The sequence below is a fragment of the Enterococcus sp. M190262 genome (assembly GCF_005843965.1).
Taxonomy (GTDB): Bacteria; Bacillota; Bacilli; order Lactobacillales; family Enterococcaceae; genus Enterococcus_D; species Enterococcus_D gallinarum.
In genome coordinates this window covers 807,318-827,677 of record NZ_CP040461.1, presented here as the reverse complement: position 1 = coordinate 827,677, position 20,360 = coordinate 807,318, and the positions used below count along the sequence as shown (strand labels likewise).

General features: G+C 40.6%; 21 protein-coding genes. 16 read left to right on the top strand and 5 right to left on the bottom strand.

Translation table 11 applies throughout. The features are described from left to right. The first annotated feature begins 229 nt into the window (after positions 1-229). The 3 genes from rarD to FE005_RS03750 all read left to right on the top strand — a co-directional run bounded on the left by rarD (position 230) and on the right by FE005_RS03750 (position 4,250). Positions 230-1,126: an EamA family transporter RarD gene (gene rarD, locus FE005_RS03760; RefSeq protein WP_021150690.1), complete on the top strand. Its 897-nt coding sequence runs from the start codon at positions 230-232 to the stop codon at positions 1,124-1,126. Between the two features lie 281 nt (positions 1,127-1,407). Continuing rightward, positions 1,408-2,247: a BglG family transcription antiterminator LicT gene (gene licT / locus FE005_RS03755; protein ID WP_003129295.1), complete on the top strand. Its 840-nt coding sequence runs from the start codon at positions 1,408-1,410 to the stop codon at positions 2,245-2,247. 137 nt (positions 2,248-2,384) lie between these two features. Continuing rightward, entirely contained in the window at positions 2,385-4,250 is a 1,866-nt protein-coding gene (locus FE005_RS03750) for a beta-glucoside-specific PTS transporter subunit IIABC (protein ID WP_138371351.1), read from the top strand. Positions 4,251-4,347: 97 nt separating this feature from the next. On the opposite strand, the gene FE005_RS03745 is transcribed toward FE005_RS03750, so the two are convergent. Both FE005_RS03745 and FE005_RS03740 read right to left on the bottom strand, forming a co-directional pair. Then, complete coding sequence (locus tag FE005_RS03745; RefSeq protein ID WP_138371350.1) at positions 4,348-5,055, bottom strand: ABC transporter ATP-binding protein; 708 nt, start codon at positions 5,053-5,055, stop codon at positions 4,348-4,350. A gap of 1 nt (position 5,056) precedes the next feature. Further along, on the bottom strand, positions 5,057-6,148 hold the full coding sequence (locus tag FE005_RS03740) for an ABC transporter permease (protein WP_138371349.1): 1,092 nt from the start codon (positions 6,146-6,148) through the stop codon (positions 5,057-5,059). A 114-nt stretch (positions 6,149-6,262) separates the two neighbouring features. Between FE005_RS03740 and FE005_RS03735 the strand changes: the two genes are divergently transcribed. Beyond that, positions 6,263-6,847, top strand: a complete 585-nt coding sequence (locus FE005_RS03735; protein WP_005469905.1) for a TetR/AcrR family transcriptional regulator — start codon at positions 6,263-6,265, stop codon at positions 6,845-6,847. A gap of 203 nt (positions 6,848-7,050) precedes the next feature. Here the strand turns inward: FE005_RS03735 and FE005_RS03730 are convergent, their stop codons facing one another. Beyond that, a complete protein-coding gene (locus tag FE005_RS03730; protein ID WP_138371348.1) occupies positions 7,051-7,722 on the bottom strand; it encodes a cyclic nucleotide-binding domain-containing protein in 672 nt (223 codons plus the stop codon). 193 nt (positions 7,723-7,915) lie between these two features. Here FE005_RS03730 and FE005_RS03725 point away from each other — a divergent pair, with 193 nt between their 5' ends. The 5 genes from FE005_RS03725 to FE005_RS03705 all read left to right on the top strand — a co-directional run bounded on the left by FE005_RS03725 (position 7,916) and on the right by FE005_RS03705 (position 12,144). Continuing rightward, on the top strand, positions 7,916-8,839 hold the full coding sequence (locus FE005_RS03725; protein WP_081131118.1) for a phosphate/phosphite/phosphonate ABC transporter substrate-binding protein: 924 nt from the start codon (positions 7,916-7,918) through the stop codon (positions 8,837-8,839). A 173-nt stretch (positions 8,840-9,012) separates the two neighbouring features. Next, entirely contained in the window at positions 9,013-9,804 is a 792-nt protein-coding gene (gene phnC / locus FE005_RS03720) for a phosphonate ABC transporter ATP-binding protein (RefSeq protein WP_138371347.1), read from the top strand. Beyond that, positions 9,776-10,555 (top strand): phosphonate ABC transporter, permease protein PhnE, encoded by a 780-nt coding sequence (phnE, locus tag FE005_RS03715; RefSeq protein WP_005469909.1) that lies wholly within the window; start codon positions 9,776-9,778, stop codon positions 10,553-10,555. The genes phnC and phnE (FE005_RS03715) overlap by 29 nt, the downstream gene beginning before the upstream one ends. Then, entirely contained in the window at positions 10,552-11,334 is a 783-nt protein-coding gene (phnE, locus tag FE005_RS03710; RefSeq protein ID WP_138371346.1) for a phosphonate ABC transporter, permease protein PhnE, read from the top strand. The genes phnE (FE005_RS03715) and phnE (FE005_RS03710) overlap by 4 nt, the downstream gene beginning before the upstream one ends. Before the next feature lie 3 nt (positions 11,335-11,337). Beyond that, entirely contained in the window at positions 11,338-12,144 is an 807-nt protein-coding gene (locus FE005_RS03705) for a metallophosphoesterase (protein WP_138371345.1), read from the top strand. Between the two features lie 221 nt (positions 12,145-12,365). On the opposite strand, the gene FE005_RS03700 is transcribed toward FE005_RS03705, so the two are convergent. Both FE005_RS03700 and FE005_RS03695 read right to left on the bottom strand, forming a co-directional pair. Then, the gene (locus FE005_RS03700) at positions 12,366-12,830 is read right to left on the bottom strand and encodes an ImmA/IrrE family metallo-endopeptidase (protein ID WP_081131115.1); all 465 of its coding nucleotides are present in this window, start codon (positions 12,828-12,830) and stop codon (positions 12,366-12,368) included. Positions 12,831-12,835: 5 nt separating this feature from the next. Next, entirely contained in the window at positions 12,836-13,168 is a 333-nt protein-coding gene (locus tag FE005_RS03695; RefSeq protein WP_081131114.1) for a helix-turn-helix domain-containing protein, read from the bottom strand. A gap of 172 nt (positions 13,169-13,340) precedes the next feature. Between FE005_RS03695 and FE005_RS03690 the strand changes: the two genes are divergently transcribed. The 7 genes from FE005_RS03690 to FE005_RS03660 all read left to right on the top strand — a co-directional run bounded on the left by FE005_RS03690 (position 13,341) and on the right by FE005_RS03660 (position 20,344). Next, the gene (locus FE005_RS03690; protein WP_138371344.1) at positions 13,341-13,673 is read left to right on the top strand and encodes a hypothetical protein; all 333 of its coding nucleotides are present in this window, start codon (positions 13,341-13,343) and stop codon (positions 13,671-13,673) included. Between the two features lie 1,032 nt (positions 13,674-14,705). Next, complete coding sequence (locus FE005_RS03685; RefSeq protein WP_081131112.1) at positions 14,706-15,443, top strand: GntR family transcriptional regulator; 738 nt, start codon at positions 14,706-14,708, stop codon at positions 15,441-15,443. Positions 15,444-15,969: 526 nt separating this feature from the next. After that, complete coding sequence (locus FE005_RS03680) at positions 15,970-16,458, top strand: PTS sugar transporter subunit IIB (protein WP_113849054.1); 489 nt, start codon at positions 15,970-15,972, stop codon at positions 16,456-16,458. A gap of 18 nt (positions 16,459-16,476) precedes the next feature. Further along, positions 16,477-17,289 (top strand): PTS sugar transporter subunit IIC, encoded by an 813-nt coding sequence (locus tag FE005_RS03675; protein WP_081131110.1) that lies wholly within the window; start codon positions 16,477-16,479, stop codon positions 17,287-17,289. Next, complete coding sequence (locus tag FE005_RS03670; RefSeq protein WP_081131109.1) at positions 17,289-18,131, top strand: PTS system mannose/fructose/sorbose family transporter subunit IID; 843 nt, start codon at positions 17,289-17,291, stop codon at positions 18,129-18,131. The genes FE005_RS03675 and FE005_RS03670 overlap by 1 nt, the downstream gene beginning before the upstream one ends. 19 nt (positions 18,132-18,150) lie before the next feature. Next, positions 18,151-18,576: a PTS sugar transporter subunit IIA gene (locus FE005_RS03665; RefSeq protein ID WP_228073972.1), complete on the top strand. Its 426-nt coding sequence runs from the start codon at positions 18,151-18,153 to the stop codon at positions 18,574-18,576. A 34-nt stretch (positions 18,577-18,610) separates the two neighbouring features. Beyond that, entirely contained in the window at positions 18,611-20,344 is a 1,734-nt protein-coding gene (locus FE005_RS03660) for a class I mannose-6-phosphate isomerase (RefSeq protein WP_103300470.1), read from the top strand. Positions 20,345-20,360 lie beyond the last annotated feature (16 nt).

Sequence of the window (20,360 nt, the reverse complement as noted above, 5' to 3'; positions counted from 1 at the left end):
GAAGTTAGTAACCAATAGAGTATAAGCAACAAATGATTAAACGTTGTTTCTCAAAAATCCCACCGATTTTTCAAATTTTGAAAGCTATCGGTTGGGACTTTTTTTGTTTTTTTCATGAAATACTAGGAAAAAACTTTATTTTCGTTATAATAAGATAACTTATATTTGAGGAGGGAAGTTTTTTTCTTGGACTATTGGTACGTTGACAAGGTAAAAAGCGACTAGGAAAATGAAAAATAAAGGAACCGTGTTGGGAATCACAGCGTATGTGCTGTGGGGGCTGATCACCCTCTATTGGAAACTGATCACTGGTGTCTCGCCATTGGCGATCATGTGCTACCGTATTATTTGGTCATTTGTCTTTATGCTTGGCTTTATCGGACTTAGCGGCAGATGGCAACAGTTTGTTTCTGAATTGAAGCGGATCTGGCAAAATAAAAAGTTTGCAGGAATGATTATTTTGGCGGCGATCTTGATTTCAATCAATTGGTTTACTTTTATATTTACTGTCAGTGCCGGCCATGTTATGGAAGCTAGCCTAGGTTATTACATCAATCCATTGGTCAATGTTTTGTTGGCAACTGTTTTTTTGAAAGAACGGTTGAGTCGGTCGGGGATGATTGCTTGTGGTTTGGCAGCTGTTGGAGTGATCATGCTTTCGGTGCAAACTGGTGCGATCCCTTATGCTTCACTGATCATGGCTTTTTCATTCAGCACGTATGGTCTCATCAAAAAACACATACCAATCAGTTCTGCAACGGGATTAACAGTTGAAACCTTTGTTATTTTGCCGGCGGCATTGATTTATATTTTAGGTTTTTCTTCTGTTGGATTGATGGCTTATCCATTATCTACCAATCTTTTACTTATTGGTGCCGGCGTCGTGACTGCCATCCCATTGTTGCTGTTTGCGGAAGCAACGAAAAGCGTTTCTTACATCACATTAGGCTTTATCCAGTATGTAAATCCGACGATCATGCTATTACTAGCTGTTTTCTTGTTTCACGAATCTTATTCTTTGGCGCAGTTCACCGCGTTTGGATTTATTTGGTTAGGTATCGCAGTATTCACGTATGGCACTTTAGGTGCAGTATGGAAACGCCGGCGAGATCTAAGCAACAACTGACAACAACTCCGTTAAGACGATTTTTGGAAATGAATTGTCTTAACGGAGTTGTTGCGAGCGAACAAGATTCTGAAAAATAAAACAACTATCTAGCTTGTCCATTAGAACCGCTAATTTTTTTGGAGAAAGAATCTTGCGTGAAAAGGGTTGCAATCTCAAAAAGGATGTGCTATTATTTTTTCAGTTACATCGGATTGTTACTGTTCGGCAGGCAAAACCAGAATTGACCGCAGATTTATGGGGAAATTCTAGGTTTTTTTATTTTGGAATGAGGGAAAACGATGGTTATTGGAAAAATATTGAATAATAATGTCGTGGTCTCCACCAATGATGCCGGCGAAGAAGTCATCTATATGGGACGCGGCATCGCATTTAAGAAAAAAATCGGCGATGTGATCGACGACGCATTTGTGGAGAAAGAATTTGTTTTGAAGGACTCTTTCACCGCAAATCAATTTCAACAATTATTTGCGGATATTCCTGCAGAAGAGGTCGAAGCAGTCAAGCAAGTGGTCGACGAAGCAGAGCAAGTGTTGGGAGTCGAACTTTCACCCAATATTTACTTAACGCTGACGGATCATATTCACTATGCTTTGATGCGGGCTCGAGAAGGAATCGAAATACCGAATCCACTATTGTTTGAGACTCGAAAATTTTATCCTAAGGAGTACGCTATCGCTGCTAAAGCGGTCGAACGCTTTGAAAAGAACTTTGGTGTTTCGCTTCCCGAAGCGGAGAAAGGATTTATCGCCTTTCACATTGTCAATAGTGAGCAAGCCAATGGAACAATGGAGACGACGATGCAAGCCGTTGAGATCGTTCGTGATGTGTTAGCGATCATCAGTCGTTTCTATGGCAAAGTCTTTAATCCTGATTCCTTGAATTATCAACGGATCACGACTCATCTTCACTATTTCGCTCAACGGTATTTAAGTGATGACCTTTCAGGCGAGAAGGACGAATTCCTGTTTGAACTGATTCAGGCAAAATACCCGAAAGCCTTTCAGACAGTCCAGCGGATCAACGAATATCTGATCAAAACGTATGGCAAGCCAATCGGCGAGTCAGAAATGATCTACTTGACGATCCATATTGAACGCGTTGTCAACGAACCAAATTAACATTCAATCATTAACGGATTGTTACTGTACAGCAGGCAAGACCCAGATTGAAAAGACAGCAGTTAGCAAGTTTGCGCTTGTTAACCGTGTTTTTTCAATCTGGGTTTTTTATTTTATTAAAAAAGGAGTGTTTGGAAATGAGTACAAACAAAGAAATAGCAGTCCGCGTCCTGGATGCGGTCGGCGGCAAAGAAAATGTCAACAGTGTGGTCCATTGTGCGACGCGCTTGCGTTTCAAACTAAAAGACGAAGGGAAAGCGGATACAAATCGGTTGAATCAAGACGATGACGTGATCCAAGTCGTACAAAGTGGTGGACAATATCAAGTCGTCATCGGCAGCCATGTCAGTGATGTCTATCGCGAACTAACAGGGGTCGCCAATTTTGATGGCGAATCAGAAAAATCTGCTGAAAAAGGAAATCCGCTGAATCAATTGATCGATATCATCTCATCAATCTTTACCCCATTTTTAGGCGCAATGGCTGGGGCCGGGGTTCTCAAAGGATTTCTGACATTAGCAGTGACGATGAATTGGCTGGCGGCCGATTCTGGCGTCTACACGGTTTGGTATGCCATTGCTGATGGGCTCTTTACTTACTTACCTGTGATGTTGGCGTTTACAGCAGCGAAAAAATTTAAAACCAATGAATTTCTAGCTGTTTCTTTGGCCATGGCACTTGTTCACCCAAGTATCACAGAATTAGCAGGACAAACATTGAGTTTTGTAGGTATTCCAGTAATCATTGGGGCCAGCGCCTATACCTCCTCGGTCATTCCGATCATTTTGGCCGTCTTTTTACAAAGCTATGTGGAACGTTTCTTTAAAAAGGTGATTCCTAGTTTCCTACAGATCATCTGTGTGCCGTTAGCTGTCTTCTTGATCATGGCACCAGTGACATTTATCGTTGTGGGTCCATTGGGAACGATCGTTGGGAACTTGTTAGGCAGCGGCTATGATGCAATCTATAATCTCAGCCCAATTCTTGCTGGAGCAATCATGGGGGGATTATGGCAAGTATTTGTGATGTTTGGGATGCATTGGGGCTTTGTGCCGATTGCGATGGTGAACTTGACACAATTTGGTTTTGATACAATGGTGCCGATGCTATTGCCAGCTGTATTGGCACAAGGTGGAGCAGCACTAGCCGTCTTCTTTATTACCAAAAACGTCAAGCTGAAAGGATTGGCTCTTTCATCAACGATCACGTCATTGTTTGGTATCACGGAACCAACTGTATATGGAGTAACGTTGCCATTGAAAAAACCGTTTATTGCTGCATGTATTAGTGGTGCGATCGGTGGTGCAATCGTCGGTTTCAGTCAAGTTAAGAACTATACTTTTGGTTTAGTCAGTCTCTTGAGCTTACCATCCTTTATCCCTCAAGACACACAAGATATGAGTGGTTTGATTGCCGCTGCGATTGGAACGGCCGTTGCTTTTGGCGCAGCTTTTGTCTTAACTTTTGTTTTGCGCTTTGAAGATCAACCGAATCCCGCAGATACAGATACAGAAAAATCAAAAGTACCTGCACCATCCACTACCAATGAGCGGGTCGTATTAAGCAGTCCATTGGCTGGCAGAGTTATTCCACTGAATGAAGTGAAAGACCAAGTCTTTTCATCTGGAGCAATGGGCAAAGGGATTGCCATCGATCCAGCAAACGGTACATTAGTCGCGCCTGCTGACGGGACGATTACTACGCTATTTCCAACAGGACATGCGATTGGTTTGACAACGACAGATGGGGTAGAGATCTTGATGCATATTGGAATGGATACTGTTGAGCTTGAGGGCAAAGGATTTGAGATTTTTGTCAAACAAGAGGATCAAGTGAAAAAAGGTGATCTATTAGTCAAATTTGATCTTTCCCTAATCAAAGAAGCCGGGTATTCAACCGTTACGCCAATTGTTGTTACGAATACGCCGAACTATTTAGATGTGTTGGATATGAATCAAGAAGACGTCTTGCAAGGGGAAGATTTCTTAGCAATCATCAAATAAACCTGGTGCGTCTTAATCAGTGAATTGTAATAGAAATAGCTATCCAACGGAAGGAACATCGCAGTCGCGAGTCCCTATGTTTGGATAGCTTTTTTAGTTATTCTTCTGAAGTTTTTGATGAAGTGTGCGGGTTGATGGATTCTTCGACTAAAAGTCCATCTTGCATGCGATAGACCCGATCGCTCCATTGGGTCATTCTTGGATCATGGGTTACCATGATGATCGCCTTTTGTTTTTCATGCGCTTCTTTAGCCAATAATTTGACAACATCAAAAGCATGTTCCGAATCTAAGCTGGCCGTCGGTTCGTCTGCCAAAATCAGTGAAGGATCATTGAACAATGCGCGTGCGATTGCTACTCGTTGACGTTCGCCTCCTGAGAGTTCTTTAGGGAATTTATTTCTGAGCTCCCAAATATCGAGGGAACGTAAAAGAGACGCTGCTTCTTTTTGGTTGTCTTTGTTCAGCTTGTTTACAAACTCAAACTGTTCACTGACTTTCAAAAAAGGAACGAGGTTTGAACTTTGCAGAATAAAGCCGATTTCTTTGAAACGGGCAGCAGATCGTTTTTTGTCAGGTAAATCAGTAAAGTCTTGCTGACCAATGATGATTTTACCTTCTGAGGGGCGTTGTAGTCCGCCGGCAATCGTTAAGAACGTACTTTTGCCAGATCCAGAAGGTCCAATGATGCTGACGAATTCACCGGCTATCACTGAAAAATCGATTCCTTTTAGAGCAGTAACTGCGGTATGGCCAGAACCAAATGTTTTTGTAATGTGTTCCATAGATAAGACTGTTTGTGCCATCTTATTCGCCTCCAATCGCTGTAATCGGGTCGACTTTTGTGACTGTTCGAATGGAGAATAAACCACCGATGATCGAGACAAAAATCAGAACCATGCCATAAAGACACCACTGCAGTAAATTGACTGTAAACGGCATCGCAGCTGGCAATACTAGACTAGTCAAATAGCTGAGAACAAAAGCAATCAAAACGCCAGCAATACTTACGATCAATGACTGTCCCACGATGGAACGAACGAGATAGCCGGTAGAAACTCCCTGTGCTTTCAATACACCAAAGAGGGCTGTTTTTTGCAATGTCATCACATAGAGGAAAATCCCGACAATTGCTGCTACTACTACAAATAGAAAGTAAACCATTGCATTCAACGTCAATTTTTCGGCAGAATAACCAGGCAAGTTCTCAACAAAATCATCAAAAGTCAATGCCGTTAGTTTTGTTTGATCCTTTGATTGGATGAGTTTGACGTCAGATTTCGGCTCTTTAGTAGCGATCAATGAAATAGGGCCGTTGCTTTGATCAAACTCTTGATTACCATATTTAAGCTGAGCATAGGCATCTAGGTTGAGATAAAGCACGGGGACCACGCTGTAAGTCGTTGCTTCCGTGACGCCCACAATCGTAAAGACTTGATCGTCGCCGCCTAATTGAATGTGATCCCCTAAGGCAAACCCCTCTGGCAGAAGGTTTTCTGAAACGATCACTTCATTTGCAGAGCGATAGTTTCGGCCGTCGATCACTTTTGGGACAACGAATTGATCGGCCTCAGCACCAAAGACGGAGATATTGGTCTTTTCGGTTTTTCCTTTATGGGAGATTGCAGAAGAAGCCAGACCAACTGCGGCTTTTTCTTTTGCTTCCACGCGGGATAAATCCCCGCGAGTCAGAATGGAAGCACTAGCGACCTTATTACTATCTTCGGATAGTACGATCGTCTGAGCGCCCCAGTCGGCGACTGCTTTCTTGTGACCATCTGACAGACCATTGGCCAATCCAGAAAGCATAAATACGACATATGCAACTAATACCATGATGCCAATGATCAAGCTATACCGTAATTTGGCATAGCGGATTTCTTTCCAAGCTAAATACATAATGATTTCCCCTTTCGAAATCCATCATACCTTAACGGTGACATTTTGTCACCGAATTAATTTCGGCATCTATGCTATAATAAAGCAACGAATTCAAAGAAAGGACTGCGGCTTATGCCTAAGGCGACTTTTAATAATCTTCCTCCTGAGAAAAAAATAGTTGTGCGAAACGTTTTGCTGAAGATTTTTTCTGACAAACCGATTAGCCAGGTGAAAGTCAGTGAGATCGTTGAAGCACTGCAGATGTCTCGGGGAATTTTTTATAAGTATTTTGAAGATTTGAATGATGCTTATGATTACTTGATCCATGACTCAGCAAACAAAGTTCATGGCCGTATCCTAAGAAAAATTGGGAAACATCAGCAGGATTTTTTCAAAGGATTGGAGCTTTTTTTAGTTGAAGCGTTAGAATATGGCAAAGATAGTGAGGAATACAAAGAATTGCAGCTATTGATCCAGAATAGTTATTTGTTTTCATATCGCAGTGAGGATCCTCATGGCGCGGCAGCTTGGAAAAAAGTATTAACAGCAAATAAATTTCGGATCGAAAGTCAAAAAGAGGCCGATAGTTTTCTCTATTTCTCGATGAAACTGGTCATTGACAGCTTAACAGATGCTTACGCCAATCAATGGACAAGCAATGAACTGTTGACGGATTTTGCATTTAAAGTCAAATGGTTAAAGCAAGGCATTCAATAAAACAGCCCTTCAGAATGATGGTTTTCTGAAGGGCTGTTTTATTGAAATGATTAACATGCTATCTGTCAAGGCAACTTTAGAGGAGATAGCTTAGGTCAGTATCTGTAGTTAGAAAGAAGACATTGAATCACAACTTAAAGAAATAGACTTTGGCAATCGCGGTTCCACTCAGAAGGTTCTCCATACGTAGATCCTTAGAATCTTTAGGAATGACTGAGATTTTCAGCAAGAACTTCTAAAGCAGAGCGGTCACGGATCACATACTTGCTTTTTTGCTTTTCTAAAATGCGGTTCTCACGGAAATTTGTGATCGTTCGTAAGAGATGACGATAGCTAACATTCAAGACAGCAGCACAAGTCGTCAACTGATGCGTAAACACCCCTTTTTCTTCATGAAGCAAAATGAATTTTGCTAAACGAGTTTCTACTGGCTCAGTGAGGGAATTGGCTAAGTTGATCCCTGAATTGAGCCGTGAGCTGAGGAGTTGGCAAATGTTCTGCAAAAACCGAACATCCTGTTGTAAAACAGAACGATAGCGATTCAAAGAAATGCACACGCAGATACAAGGCGTCACGGCCTTTACACTGCTTTTTGGCAATAATTCCCATAAAGAGGACGCTTCGCCTAAAAGAGTGGCGGGTTTGGCATAATCGATAAAGATATTTTGGGTATCAGAAGGGTACGAGTAGACCATCACGGTTCCTTCCACAAGGAAGTAGAGATAATCGGATACGGTCCCTGTCTGGATCAAGTGCTCATCTTTGTCGAAAGAGTGTAATACCGCCATGTCAGATAACGCCGCATCTAAATAATTTTGCAAAGAAAAGGTTTCGATATAAGCAGACAACTGTTGCGCATCATGGATCTTTTTCATGGAGAAGGACCACTCCTTGGAGGTTTTTCTTTATTATAGCCTAGAATCAATAACGCCTCAACACGAACGATAATTAATATTATATGTAAAATGTATGTAAAAATAAGGTAAAATAGGACATGTGTCACTTCTTAATCTGAAGTTATTTGGTATGATTTACACGTAGTAGAAAACATTCACAGGAGGAATAAAAATGCGTTTCAAACAGGTTGCTAAAGGGATCATGGGAGTTATGTTGGCTGTTGCTTTAACTGGCTGTGCCAGTGGCAATTCAAAACAAGAAGATGCAGCAAAAGAAAAATTAGTGGTGCAGTTTGTACCGACCAACAACGATGGGACGATGGAAGCAAAAGCAAAACCTTTCGCTGAATATTTATCAAAGAAGCTAGATCGTCAGGTGGATGTGACCTTGGCTACGGATTACTCAACGATCGTTGAAGCAATGGCTTCTGGTCAAGTAGATATCGGGATCATGCCGCCAGCTGCCTATGTCCAAGCAAAAGATATGGACGCTGCTGAAGCCATTTTGACTTCGCAATTAGGGGATTATGATCAAGAAACGGGGTTGCCGTTAGAAGGTCAATTGACAAACACTTTCAAAGGGGAGATCTTAGTTCGTGCAGACAGCGGATTGAATGAATTGACTGATTTGAAAGGCAAGAAGATCGCTACTTTAAGTCCTAACTCAGCTAGTGGGTACATCTATCCAGTTGCTGAAATGAAAGATGCCGGAGTAGATCCTACCACCGAAGCGACTTTGACAACAGTCAATGATATTCCAAGTGAGATCACAGCAGTCTTGAATGGTCAAATGGATGCTGCGTTTGTTTTCGAAGGTGCGCGAAATGTCTTTGCTTCTAGCTTTGCAGACAATGATTTGTTTAAAGATCTCAAAGTACTTTATCTGACCGAAGGGGATATTCCTAACGATGCTATTGCGGTCCAACCAAAAATGGACGATGCCTTGAAAAAAGAAATCAAAGATGTTTTCTTGAACATGAAAGATGACGAAGAAGGCGCAGAAGCGATGTCATTGTGGGGACATCAAGGATATGAAGAAGCAGCTGATTCTGCTTATGATACGATCCGTGAATATACCGAAAAAGCAGCCGAGTAAAACAATGGGCTGCGACAAGGAATAACAGAAAAATGATTGGACGAAGGGTGCAGATCTTTTTGCGAGGGCGGCTGATATAGTGAAAACGAGAGCGATCCCACCAAAGTATTCCTTCGTCTCTCATTCTTTTGGTATGATCCGTGTCACAATGCTTATAAAGATGGGGAAGAAGTATGATAATTTTCGAAAATGTGTCCAAAGTATACCCAAACGGGGTCAAAGGACTACAAAACATTAATTTGACGATCGAAGAGGGAGAATTTGTCTCAATCATCGGTCTGAGTGGGGCAGGGAAAAGCACCTTATTGCGCTCGATCAATCGTTTAGTGCCGATCACTGAAGGGGATATCCGCATTAATGAGACCTCGATCACTAAGGCAAGCAAGAAAGAATTACGATTGATCCGTCGTCAAATCGGATTGATCTCTCAAAGTTTCAATTTAGTCAAACGCAGTACCGTTCAAAAGAACGTCCTATCTGGACGTTTAGGGTATTATTCAACTTGGAAAAGTATTTTAGGATTATTTACAAAAGAAGACTATCAACGAACAAAAGAAGCACTAGCCACGGTTGGTCTGTTGGATAAGCTGCAGACCCGCAGCGATCAGTTGAGTGGCGGTCAGCAGCAAAGGGTCTCAATAGCAAGAGCGCTTGTGCAACAAGCACCGATCATTCTGGCAGATGAGCCCGTGGCTTCACTGGACCCGATCACGACAGAGAAAGTCATGCAGGATTTGAAAAAAATCAATCAAGAAATGAAAAAAACAGTGATCGTCAACCTCCACTCTGTTCCGCTAGCACGATCTTACTCCAGTCGGGTCATTGCTTTGAAAGCGGGAACAGTCGTCTTTGACGGTATCCCAGAAGCATTAACAGATGAACGGCTGGAACAGATTTATGGCAAGGCGATTTTTGAAGAAAAGGCAGGAGAAACCCATGAAATTGAAAGAGACCGTTCACTTTAAGTGGTACAAGAACCTGCTGATCTTGCTCTTCTTAATTCTTTGCTTTCAAAGCAGTGCATGGATCACAGGGGCTGACTTTGCGCAAGTCTGGTCAAATTCCAACCAAGTAACGGCATTCTTTGCACGTTTCTTGCATCCGGATTTTAGCTATTTACCGAAATTAGTCTCGCCAATGCTTAAAACATTGGAAATGTCTTTAGTTGGAACGGTCATCGGTGTCTGTCTAGCGATCCCGGTCAGTTTCTTGGCTACGACAGTCATTACTGAAAATCGCTGGCTTTCGACGATCTTTCGCTTTTTATTGGGCTTGATTCGGACGATTCCTAACTTATTATTGGCTGCATTGTTTGTTGCTATCTTTGGGATTGGAGAAGCAACAGGGGTCCTGACGATTGCTGTCTTTACATTTGGGATGGTCTCTCAGTTGATGTTCCAAGCAATTGAAACAATCGATTTTGGTCCGATCGAAGCTGCTGCGGCGGTCGGGGCCAGCAAATTGCAGATTGCAGTCTGGTCAGTAGCTCCTCAAGTCATCAGTCAGTTTGCCAGCTATACCTTTTATGCATTTGAGGTCAATGTTCGTGCTTCGACAGTCCTAGGTTATGTAGGGGCTGGGGGGATCGGTGTCATTTTGAATTCGTCTTTGGCATTGCTGAAATATGAACGAGTTTCCATCATTATTTTGACGATTTTAGTCACTGTGGCCATCGTTGACCAATTAAGTGAACGAGTAAGGAGGTCCTTTCTATGATGATTCGCGAAGTGAGTAAAAAAACGTGGCTCCTATGGGGACTATTCGTAGTCCTGTTCCTGTTGTCTGCACTGGACTTAGACTATTCGGGATTAAGCACTTTTTCACTGGCAATGGGCAGAGATGTGTTGAAAGGACTGAGTCAGCCAGACTGGTCATTTTTCTATGACGGCAGCGGGGAAGATTTATTTAGTCTGCTGTTATTAACGATCGGCATCGCTTGCTTGGGAACCATGATCGCCACGGTTTTAGCCATTCCCATCACATTGCTGAGTGCGGCCAATCTCTGGTCAGCAACTCCTTGGGTCGCTAAAATCGGTAAATTTATTTGCAACGTCTTGCGGGCGTTTCCAGAACTGGTCTATGCGATCATTTTTGTTAAAGTCGTTGGTCCAGGACCTTTTGCCGGTGTGATGGCAATCGGTGTCCATCAAATCGGAATGCTAGGCAAGTTGTTTACGGAAGAGATGGAAGCGATGGATGAACGGCTGACCGAAGAGATGCAGGCGGTGGGTGCAAATTTCTGGCAAACAATGTTTTTTGTACGTGTCCCTTATTTGATGCCGATCTATAGTTCCTTTGCGTTGAATCATTTTGAGATCGCTGTGCGTAGTGCGGCAACACTAGGCTTAGTTGGTGCAGGCGGAATCGGTGCACCATTGATTTTTGCGATCCAAACACGTACGTGGAGTAAAGTTAGTATTATTTTGATCGGTGTAGTGATCACCGTCTTTGCTTTAGACCAAATAACAGGAATCATAAGAAAGAAATTGAGATAAAAGATGAATTTATTGCATATATCAGATATACATTTTCGCAGACAATACCCAGACTGCCAAGAGGGCTATCAAGGCATGTTGGCGGCCATGCAGAATCCATTGATTCCATTAACAGAATGTCTTCGCCATGCCCAGCAACGAGCAACGATTGACCTCGTCGTTATCAGTGGGGATTTGACGGAGGATGGAGACGTGGAAGACTATCGTTACTTGAAAGAACAACTGCGTAGGCTGCTAGGCGATGTCGAAATGATCGTTACTTTAGGCAATCATGACATCAAAAGCAATTTTCACATAGGCTGGTGCGGTACAGCGGCCTCCGAGTCGCCATATAATCAAGTAAAATGTTATTCAGATATGGCGATTGTTGCCTTTGATAATTCCCGCTATGGAGCTTCTGATGGCGTTGTCGATGAACAACAATTCCACTGGCTGCAACAGACGTTAGCGGAATTAAAAAATCTGCCGATCGTCTTAGTGACCCATCATCATTTACTGGCACATCAAAGTACGACACCGGTGTGGCCCGGTACGGATCGTTTGTTGGACTTGCTGTCCTCCTATAACATTCGCTGTATCCTCAATGGTCACACGCATCATTCCTTTACAGGTGAGATCCAAGGGATTCCTTACTATACTGTCGCCAGTATGTCTTTTGTGGGAGAAGATGAAGGTCAAGGCATCGTGCGCTTCGAAGAACGATATGGCTATAATTTGTATCGTTTTGAATCCGGTAAATTGATTCATCAAACTTCTGAGAATTATTTGCCAAATCGACTGCTGAAAGTTGTAGATATGACCCAAGAATAGAAAACGGCCTTGTGCATCAATCGAAATAAACAGAAATCAACGGTACATCCGCGCACCACTGATGAGTAGCGAATGTACCGTAAAGCTTTTAATGAGCGCTCTGTTTATGAACGTGACGGCACAGTGCCGTTTTTTGTTATTTAAGAAATAGTAAAGCTGTAGAATCGTATCAAGAAGTGTCTTCACTGATCCAAATATAGCCCAACGCTCACAGCTAGTAACTAAAAGGTTTTGATGACCTCAATGGTTCCATCTAAGTGAAACAACAACGTATACTGATTGTCTGTTTTGATGCCGTCAAAGCGTCGGGCATAGTAACAGACCGCATCTTTGAGCGTTCGCGTCGTTACCCCTAAAAAAGAGGCGCATTCTAGTAACGTTTTGCAGCCCTCTTCAAAGCAGGCGATGATATCGTAAGGTGTGACAACGATCGCTGCGCCAATGTCACGTGCCTTACGTTCCTGTTTACGCTTTTCATTGGTATCTTGTGCAGTGATGTCTCCTGCACTTGTTAAATAGTGTCCGATTTCTTCACCCAGGGTCCCTAACAAGTCTGCTTTCGATTGTTTTGGATTCAGATAAATATGATCATCGATATATAAGCCTTGTTGACCTTCTGGCATATTTTTATCAAATATAAAATGCAGATCTGGGTATGCAGCCATTAGTTCTTCAACTTTATCCATATACATCAGTCCTTTTGGGCATGCCGCTGTTTTATAAAGTCGATATAATTCAGAATGTCTTCCATTTGTTCATCTGTTACATTTTCATCAATATGGGCAGCTACTGTTTGCACCCGCTTAGAAGGTTGGGTGAAGTTGCCTATGGCATGTCGTCCTAACAAATAGTCTGTGGAGACATGGAATAATTCAGCTAATTTCACGATCGTTTCACCATCAGGCTCGTTTCGATCGTTTTCAAAATGCGAATAGGCAGCCCGGGTGATTCCTAGATGGTCAGCAATCTGTTGCTGCGTTTGATTCATTCCTAGCCGCAGTGCTTTTAATCGTTCACCAAGCATGGTGATCCCCCCTTTTTCGATCAGTATACCACAATTAGATACGAAGTGTATCTAATTTGATTGAATAAAGATATGCAATGTATCTTTTTAGTTGACGATATGAATCGTATCGAATATACTTCAATTAGTCGATACATTTTGTATCAAAAAGGGAATGAGAGAGGGGTTATCTATGGATTCAACAGTTGCCGCAGTCGTTTTACCTTCCTTGATTACCGGTGTTCTAACCTACTTTGCTACTCGGGTGTCGAGCAAAGCAAACTTAGAGCAGACCAATATAGAAAATGCCAAGATCTTATATGAAAAGTATGAAAAGCTCAATCTCGAACTAGAAACAAAAGTGGATGAGTTGGAAGCTAGCGTAAGTGCCGCTCGGAGAGCCCACCAAGAAGAGATCATTATCTATCAGGCAGAACTAGCAAAAGCCCGTAGTGAGCAGGAGCGTTTAGCCGCAGAGAACCGCCAACTGAAAGAGACAGCTGTTCAGAATCAGCAAAAGGGATGAATGATATAGAGGAGAGAGGCTTGGATACGTTCCTAAGAAAGACAGGGAATAAAGTGAAGGATCGGAAAGCATTTTACTAAGAATATGCAGAACAAGTCCACTTCACTAATAAAGAGAAGTAAACTAGTAACTGGTTAAAGATATTCTGAAACAGTAGTAAAGTAAATGATTATGAGGAAAAGCTATCCATAAACGAGGAGCACGTTGCAGTCTTTACTATGGGATGGATGAGTTCAGGGGTGTTTTTTCTTGATTGACCAAATTATTGCATTGATTATGGCGTCAATCTTTATAGGACTGGTACTAGAACTTATTTCTAGGAGAACAATCATCAAAAGTAAGCTGCTTCTAGGACAGTCGCTAGCCGTTGCTTCCAGCACAAAATAAGGGCCGACCTATTCGCGGTAGGTCGGCCCTTTTTGTTGTAACTTGTACCGATTATCGTATTTCGCAAATAAATTATAACATTAAGGCAATAAAATGGTACTAAATGCTTTTGAACAACTGCCTTTAGGGTTGTAAGATGATTCCAATGAAGAAACTTATAGAGAAAAGAAATACTTTTTTCGATTATTTAAGCTCGATGTAAATACGCTTGTAGCCTTTAAAAGAAAGAATAATCGGAATTACAAGATTACAAGGAAGGCTGCCCGAGAGCAACCAGTACGCCAATAAAGTGGCATGTTTATGAATTAATTAATCCCGATAAATCATATAAAGAAGTTGAAGCAATAATCGGATTCAGTGATAGCACGCTTTCAGAATAAGTAAAAACCGAAAGTAAAAAGAATCAAAATAAGAAAGAATTGATTCTTTAAAAAAAAATAGGCTAATTTATCAATTGTGTACAAATTATTACATAGAAAAAGAACCTCATTTAACAATATGTTTATCTACAGTCTAGTAGTTTCATATTCTTTACATTATTAAACTTGTAGTATCAATATTTTTCAACACAATGTTTTGCAAAGGTTGATATTTTTGTCAAAATATATTATTGTTATAACAATAAAACTTTTATGAGGTGAGATTTTGAACGATAAATTAACTAAAGAAAAAGGTGCAAGTCCTTTATATAGCCAAATAGCCGATGATTTAAGATTTAAAATTGTCTCTGGTGAATGGGGTGAGGGTGAGAAAATCCCACCAGAATTAGATTTATGCAAAATATATGAAGTTAGTCGCATCACCATCAGAAAGGCAATTGATGAACTCGTTCGCGAAGGACGTTTATACCGTGAACGTGCGAAAGGCACGTTTGTTTTGGCTACGGATCATTCTGTTGAAAAAGATCATTATACAATGGTTCGTAGCTTCACGCGAGAAATGGAAGAGCTAGGGAAAAAAGTTCGAACTCTACATGCAGAGGTTAATCTAATTGAGGCTTCAGAAAAACTTTCTCAGCAGCTAGGAGTTGAAAAGAAGTCTAAAGTTCTTCAGTTGAGAAGAACTCGCGGTCTCGACGGTGGAAAAGCCTTTGCATACTTTGTAACTCATATTCCTTACACCGAAAAATTTTCATTAGATAGTAAAGATTATTACGGTTCATTGTATGATTATTTAAGATCCTTCGGTATTGTTATGAATGAAAGTAAGGAGTATGTCGAAGCACTAAATGCAACACCAGAAATTCAAGCCATTCTAGAGGTTCCAGAAAATACAGCAATTTTAAAAAGGGTACGGATGGTTTCTCGAGCTGATGGACAATACAAAGAAATCAGTGATTGCTATTATATTGGGAGTCAATATCGATACTATGTTGAATTTTGATCTTCAGTAAAGACCACACCATGTTTTACCAAAAAAACTAATAAATAGACAATCTATCGATAAGATATAATAGCCATCGTTCATCAATAAAGGTCAATGATATAAGATAGAAATGGTGTGCAACTAATGAATAGAAGATAAACTTATTCTTTGGTATTAAAAGTCAGGAGATTGAGTTAAAAGCACGCTTCCTTATAAAGGAAACGTGCTTTTTATGAACCCTTTTAAGCTAACAGTCTATAAAAATTATTATCCTGATGCAATAAAGAAACGGCTTTTTTTTAGGTAGTCAATGGAACTTTTCACCTAGACATTTTCATATTTAAAGAAGATATATGAAACTCTCGATAAATATACATTTGTCTCCAGAAAACAACCGCATAGGCTAGAGTTTTGATAAGTAGATAACATACTAAAATATTTTTCGAAATTAAAAAAGAAACCGTTGTCTTTTTAATAGAAATATCATATAATACATTTGTAATATTGATATAACAAAAAGACATAGAGGATAGGAGTGTTAAAAATGGCAATTTCTTTTATACGAATAGATGATCGAATTATTCATGGACAAGTCGTGACACGCTGGATGAGTGAAAGAGCCTGTGACGGTGTAGTGGCAGTAGACGATCCTTCCGCGAACAATCCAACTTTATCAAAGGTACTTAAAGGAGCGGTACCGAAGCCATTGAAAGGCTTCGTTATGACGGTGGATCGTACAGCTTTGAAGTGGGAAGAAATCGTAGGTAGTAAGAAAAACTATTTTCTAATAGCAAAGTCACCTGAGACGCTTGTACGTTTGTATGAAGCTGGAGCCGATTTTATTTCATGCTACCCGATTTTAAATGTTGGTCCGATGAGCGCTCGAGAAGGTGCAGAAAAAATTGGTCCCAATGTTGCAATTACTGAAAATGAACGAGCAGCCTTCGAGCGATTGGATTCACTGGGAATGGACATTCAGTTTAAATTGGTACCGGATTCAAAAGGTTTTACTTGGAAAGATATAAAAAATTAAAGAATGGAGGAACTTATTATGCTTTTTCTTCAAGCTGTATTGATCTCACTACTTTGCTACCTAGGAGCTCTAGGTACTCCTTGGCTAATGGGATTGACAGGTGGATGGTACACGATCAGTCGTCCACTAGTATCAGGATTTTTGATCGGACTTATTTTAGGCGATGTCACTCAAGGCATCATTATTGGGGTAGCTATCCAAGCCGTTTATATCGCTATGGTTACTCCAGGTGGACAGATGCCGGCTGACTTGAATTTTGTGGCCTACCCGGCAATTGCTTTAGCCATTCTATCGAATTCTTCCACGGAAGTGGCAGTAACTTTAGCCACAACGATCGGCGTTATTGGTACGATTGTATTCAACTTTTTTCAAGTGGCTAATTCTTTTTGGAACCATCGGGCGCAACATGCGATTGAAGAAGGTGACGAAAAAGGCTTCCATTTCAATTCAATTGTTGGTCCACAATTATTGAGTTTTGCTTTACGCTTTATCCCGTCCTTTTTAGTGATCTATTTTGGATCAAGTTTTGCCAAAGAATTGTTAGCAAGCATGCCACAATACTTGATTGATGTGATGGGAATCTTGGGAGGGGCTCTACCAGCTATTGGGATTGTGATGCTTTTGACAGCGGTTGTCAAAGAGGACATTATGCTGATATTCTTTCTTTTTGGGTTTATCTGTGTCATATTTTTGAAATTAAACATGATTGCTCTGGCTATAGTAGCAGGTGTCGTTGCCTATATTTATTTTCAAGCAAAATCTAAGCCTGCTGCAAGAGTGGCGGCAGAGGATGGAACTTACCATGACTTCGAGGATGAGGAGGAATTTTAATGGAACGGAAAAGATCATATCAACTTCTTGACAAAAAGTCGCTGAATAAATCCTACATTCGTTGGATGATGTATAACCTAGTAGCGACTAGTTTTGAGTTTTTGGAAGCATTCGGATTTGCATTATCGATGGAACCAATCGCAAAACGTCTTTATAAAGATGACTTGGAAGCACAAAAAGCCATGCTGAAAAGGCATTCAGTTTTTTATAATACAGAGCCTCAAATTGGTTCATTGATTAATGGAGTGGTTATTGGTTTAGAAGAACAGCGGGCTTTAGGACAAGAAGAGATAGATGATGAATTTGTAAATGGGTTGAAGGTAGGGTTGATGGGACCTTTGGCAGGGATTGGGGATTCCATGATACCTGGTATGTTAATTCCAATATTACTTTCGATCGGGATGGGATTATCAGAAAATGGAAGTATTTTAGGTCCGCTTTTCTACATTGTCTCTTATAACACGATCATTATGCTGGGAACTCGATTCTTATTCTTCAAAGGTTATGAACTTGGAGCGGAGTCAGTCGACACCTTTGTTGGGGAAAAAGCACAGCAAATTACGCAAGCCTTCTCTGTTTTGGGGATGATTGTAATCGGGGGAGTTGCTGCGAGTTACGTCAATCTTAACCTGCCGATTGTGTTAAATTTCAGTAGCGCTAAAATTGATATTCAACAAATTTTAGACGGGATTTTTCCGAATTTATTACCATTGTTGTTAGTTCTGATTTCATGGTATTTAATGGCTAAGAAAGGCATTTCTGCATTGAAATTAATAGGTATTTACTTTGTGACAGCGTTTGGCGGAGTGGGCATCGCTTATTTAATTCAAATGATTGTCTAAATGCAATGAATGAGGGGAAATGGATATGATTGGAGTTTTATTGGTTAGCCATTCAAAATTGGCTGACGGCATGAAAGATGCTGTAGAATTTGTCGCAGGCGAACAGAATTATCTCTTTTCTTTAGGTTTGGAAGAAGATGGAGTTGCTTCCTATCGAACTGAATTGGAAAAATTGGCGGAGAATTTGCCTAAGAAAGTAAAAAAAATGATAATTGTTTGTGATATTCCATCAGGGTCTCCAGGTGCTAACGCAGCAGATGTTTTTTTACAAAGCGGTCTTGAAGTTGAAATACTGTCGGGTATGAATCTAGCGATGTTACTAGAAATGATATTGACACGAGAAGGAAAAGAATTTCAACAATTACTTACAGATGGAATAAAAGCTGGGAAGCAAAGTATTGATCGGATGGATTTCTCTCCCGAAAGAGACGATGAGAAATTCTAATGTCATATCATTATGATTATAAAGAGGGGTAAAAATGGTATATAATTTACGACCAAAAATTAAGGTGAAACATGATTCACGAACATGGAAGAATTATACTCAAATTGCTGACGAGATAAGTCAGCAATTTGTCAATGGGAAAAGAACCCTTGCTTTGGAGTGTTATCCAGGAGTAAATTTACATGAAATTGAAGAACTGCTATTAAGCAAGTTAAAAGGTGTAAGACTAATAAAAGCAGATGATTATGCTTATGATGCAGAAACAATAACAAATAAAATTGCTGCGAATTTAACCGATGATCGTGTTTTTGGACTTATGTCTCATGCAACTTTGGATGAATTTTTTCCTAACTATGAGATACGGCAAATCAAGAAAGAAATAGCTGAAGAGAGCCGCAATATCGTTGTCTATGGAACGGGAGCTACGATATTATTACCCAATCCTGACATTTTGTGTTATGCCGATCTAACAAGATGGGAGATTCAAAAACGGTATCGTGCTGGTATGCCAAATTGGAAGGCAGCGAATGAATCCGAAGATAATTTAAAAAAAGTGAAGCGAGGATTTTTCTTTGAATGGCGTGTCGCTGATCGTCTTAAACAGAAAGTGACTGACCGTCTCGATTATTTGTTGGATACTAATGTATCATGTCAAGCAAAAATGGTCGATGGGGTAAGTTACCGAAATGCACTAGATCAAATCGTCAAACAACCCTTTCGGCTGGTCCCTTATTTTGATGCTAGCGTCTGGGGAGGGCAATGGATGAAGAAAGAGTTTAATTTGAATCCCGAAATGGAAAACTATGGTTGGGCTTTTGATGGTGTACCCGAAGAAAATAGTTTGTGTCTGGATTTTTCAGGAGTAGCAATAGAAATTCCAGCGATTAATGTCGTGCATCAGCGTCCAATTCCTTTATTAGGAAAGAAAGTTCAAGCACGCTTTGGCAATGAGTTTCCTATTCGTTTTGATTATCTAGATACTGTCGGAGGTGGAAATTTAAGCCTGCAAGTTCATCCGAGAGTGGATTACATCCAAGACAAATTTGGCATGTTCTATACACAAAATGAGAGTTACTACATTTTGCAAGCGTCTGAAAAATCAACGATCTATCTAGGTGTGAAAGAAGGAACAGAAAAAGCAGAATTATTCAAGGAGTTGCGTAAAGCGGAAAAAGGAGATTATCGCTTTCCAGATGAGAAATTTATCAATTGTTTTCCAGTAAATAAACATGATCACTACTCGATTCCTGCAGGCACGATTCACTGTGGTGGTCCAGAAACCGTCGTGTTAGAAATCAGTCAAACTCCTTATATTTTTACTTTTAAATTATGGGATTGGGAACGATTAGGGCTAGATGGACTACCAAGACCAGTTCATTTAAACCATGGCGAAGAAAATGTAAATACGGCTTATGATACTAAATGGGTTCAAGAAAATTTGATCAACCCTTTTGAAACACTTCATGAAGATAATGAAAGTCGTGTTGAGAAAACAGGATTACATGAGCTCGAATTTATTGAGACACATCGTCACTGGTTTAAAAAAGAGGTAACGGTTAAAGTACATCAAAGCGTCAACATGCTGAATTTGGTGGAGGGTGAAACCATAACAGTAGAGAGTTTAGACAACAGTTTTGACCCGTTTGAAGTCCATTATGGTGAGACTTTTATTGTTCCTGAGGCAGTCAAAGAATATAAATTGGTAAATCAAGGTAACCAAGAAAAAGAGGTTGCAGTGATCCAAGCTTTTGTTCGCAACTTTTCGTAGTTTAAGGAGGCAGAGT

What these genes read in the sequence shown, in the direction of transcription:
- rarD (WP_021150690.1), top strand. Translation starts at nt 230, where the DNA reads ATGAAAAATAAAGGAACCGTGTTGGGAATCACAGCGTATGTGCTGTGG.
- licT (WP_003129295.1), top strand. Translation starts at nt 1,408, where the DNA reads ATGGTTATTGGAAAAATATTGAATAATAATGTCGTGGTCTCCACCAAT.
- FE005_RS03750 (WP_138371351.1), top strand. Translation starts at nt 2,385, where the DNA reads ATGAGTACAAACAAAGAAATAGCAGTCCGCGTCCTGGATGCGGTCGGC.
- FE005_RS03745 (WP_138371350.1), bottom strand. Translation starts at nt 5,055, where the DNA reads ATGGCACAAACAGTCTTATCTATGGAACACATTACAAAAACATTTGGT.
- FE005_RS03740 (WP_138371349.1), bottom strand. Translation starts at nt 6,148, where the DNA reads ATGTATTTAGCTTGGAAAGAAATCCGCTATGCCAAATTACGGTATAGC.
- FE005_RS03735 (WP_005469905.1), top strand. Translation starts at nt 6,263, where the DNA reads ATGCCTAAGGCGACTTTTAATAATCTTCCTCCTGAGAAAAAAATAGTT.
- FE005_RS03730 (WP_138371348.1), bottom strand. Translation starts at nt 7,722, where the DNA reads ATGAAAAAGATCCATGATGCGCAACAGTTGTCTGCTTATATCGAAACC.
- FE005_RS03725 (WP_081131118.1), top strand. Translation starts at nt 7,916, where the DNA reads ATGCGTTTCAAACAGGTTGCTAAAGGGATCATGGGAGTTATGTTGGCT.
- phnC (WP_138371347.1), top strand. Translation starts at nt 9,013, where the DNA reads ATGATAATTTTCGAAAATGTGTCCAAAGTATACCCAAACGGGGTCAAA.
- phnE (WP_005469909.1), top strand. Translation starts at nt 9,776, where the DNA reads ATGAAATTGAAAGAGACCGTTCACTTTAAGTGGTACAAGAACCTGCTG.
- phnE (WP_138371346.1), top strand. Translation starts at nt 10,552, where the DNA reads ATGATGATTCGCGAAGTGAGTAAAAAAACGTGGCTCCTATGGGGACTA.
- FE005_RS03705 (WP_138371345.1), top strand. Translation starts at nt 11,338, where the DNA reads ATGAATTTATTGCATATATCAGATATACATTTTCGCAGACAATACCCA.
- FE005_RS03700 (WP_081131115.1), bottom strand. Translation starts at nt 12,830, where the DNA reads ATGGATAAAGTTGAAGAACTAATGGCTGCATACCCAGATCTGCATTTT.
- FE005_RS03695 (WP_081131114.1), bottom strand. Translation starts at nt 13,168, where the DNA reads ATGCTTGGTGAACGATTAAAAGCACTGCGGCTAGGAATGAATCAAACG.
- FE005_RS03690 (WP_138371344.1), top strand. Translation starts at nt 13,341, where the DNA reads ATGGATTCAACAGTTGCCGCAGTCGTTTTACCTTCCTTGATTACCGGT.
- FE005_RS03680 (WP_113849054.1), top strand. Translation starts at nt 15,970, where the DNA reads ATGGCAATTTCTTTTATACGAATAGATGATCGAATTATTCATGGACAA.
- FE005_RS03675 (WP_081131110.1), top strand. Translation starts at nt 16,477, where the DNA reads ATGCTTTTTCTTCAAGCTGTATTGATCTCACTACTTTGCTACCTAGGA.
- FE005_RS03670 (WP_081131109.1), top strand. Translation starts at nt 17,289, where the DNA reads ATGGAACGGAAAAGATCATATCAACTTCTTGACAAAAAGTCGCTGAAT.
- FE005_RS03665 (WP_228073972.1), top strand. Translation starts at nt 18,151, where the DNA reads ATGGATATGATTGGAGTTTTATTGGTTAGCCATTCAAAATTGGCTGAC.
- FE005_RS03660 (WP_103300470.1), top strand. Translation starts at nt 18,611, where the DNA reads ATGGTATATAATTTACGACCAAAAATTAAGGTGAAACATGATTCACGA.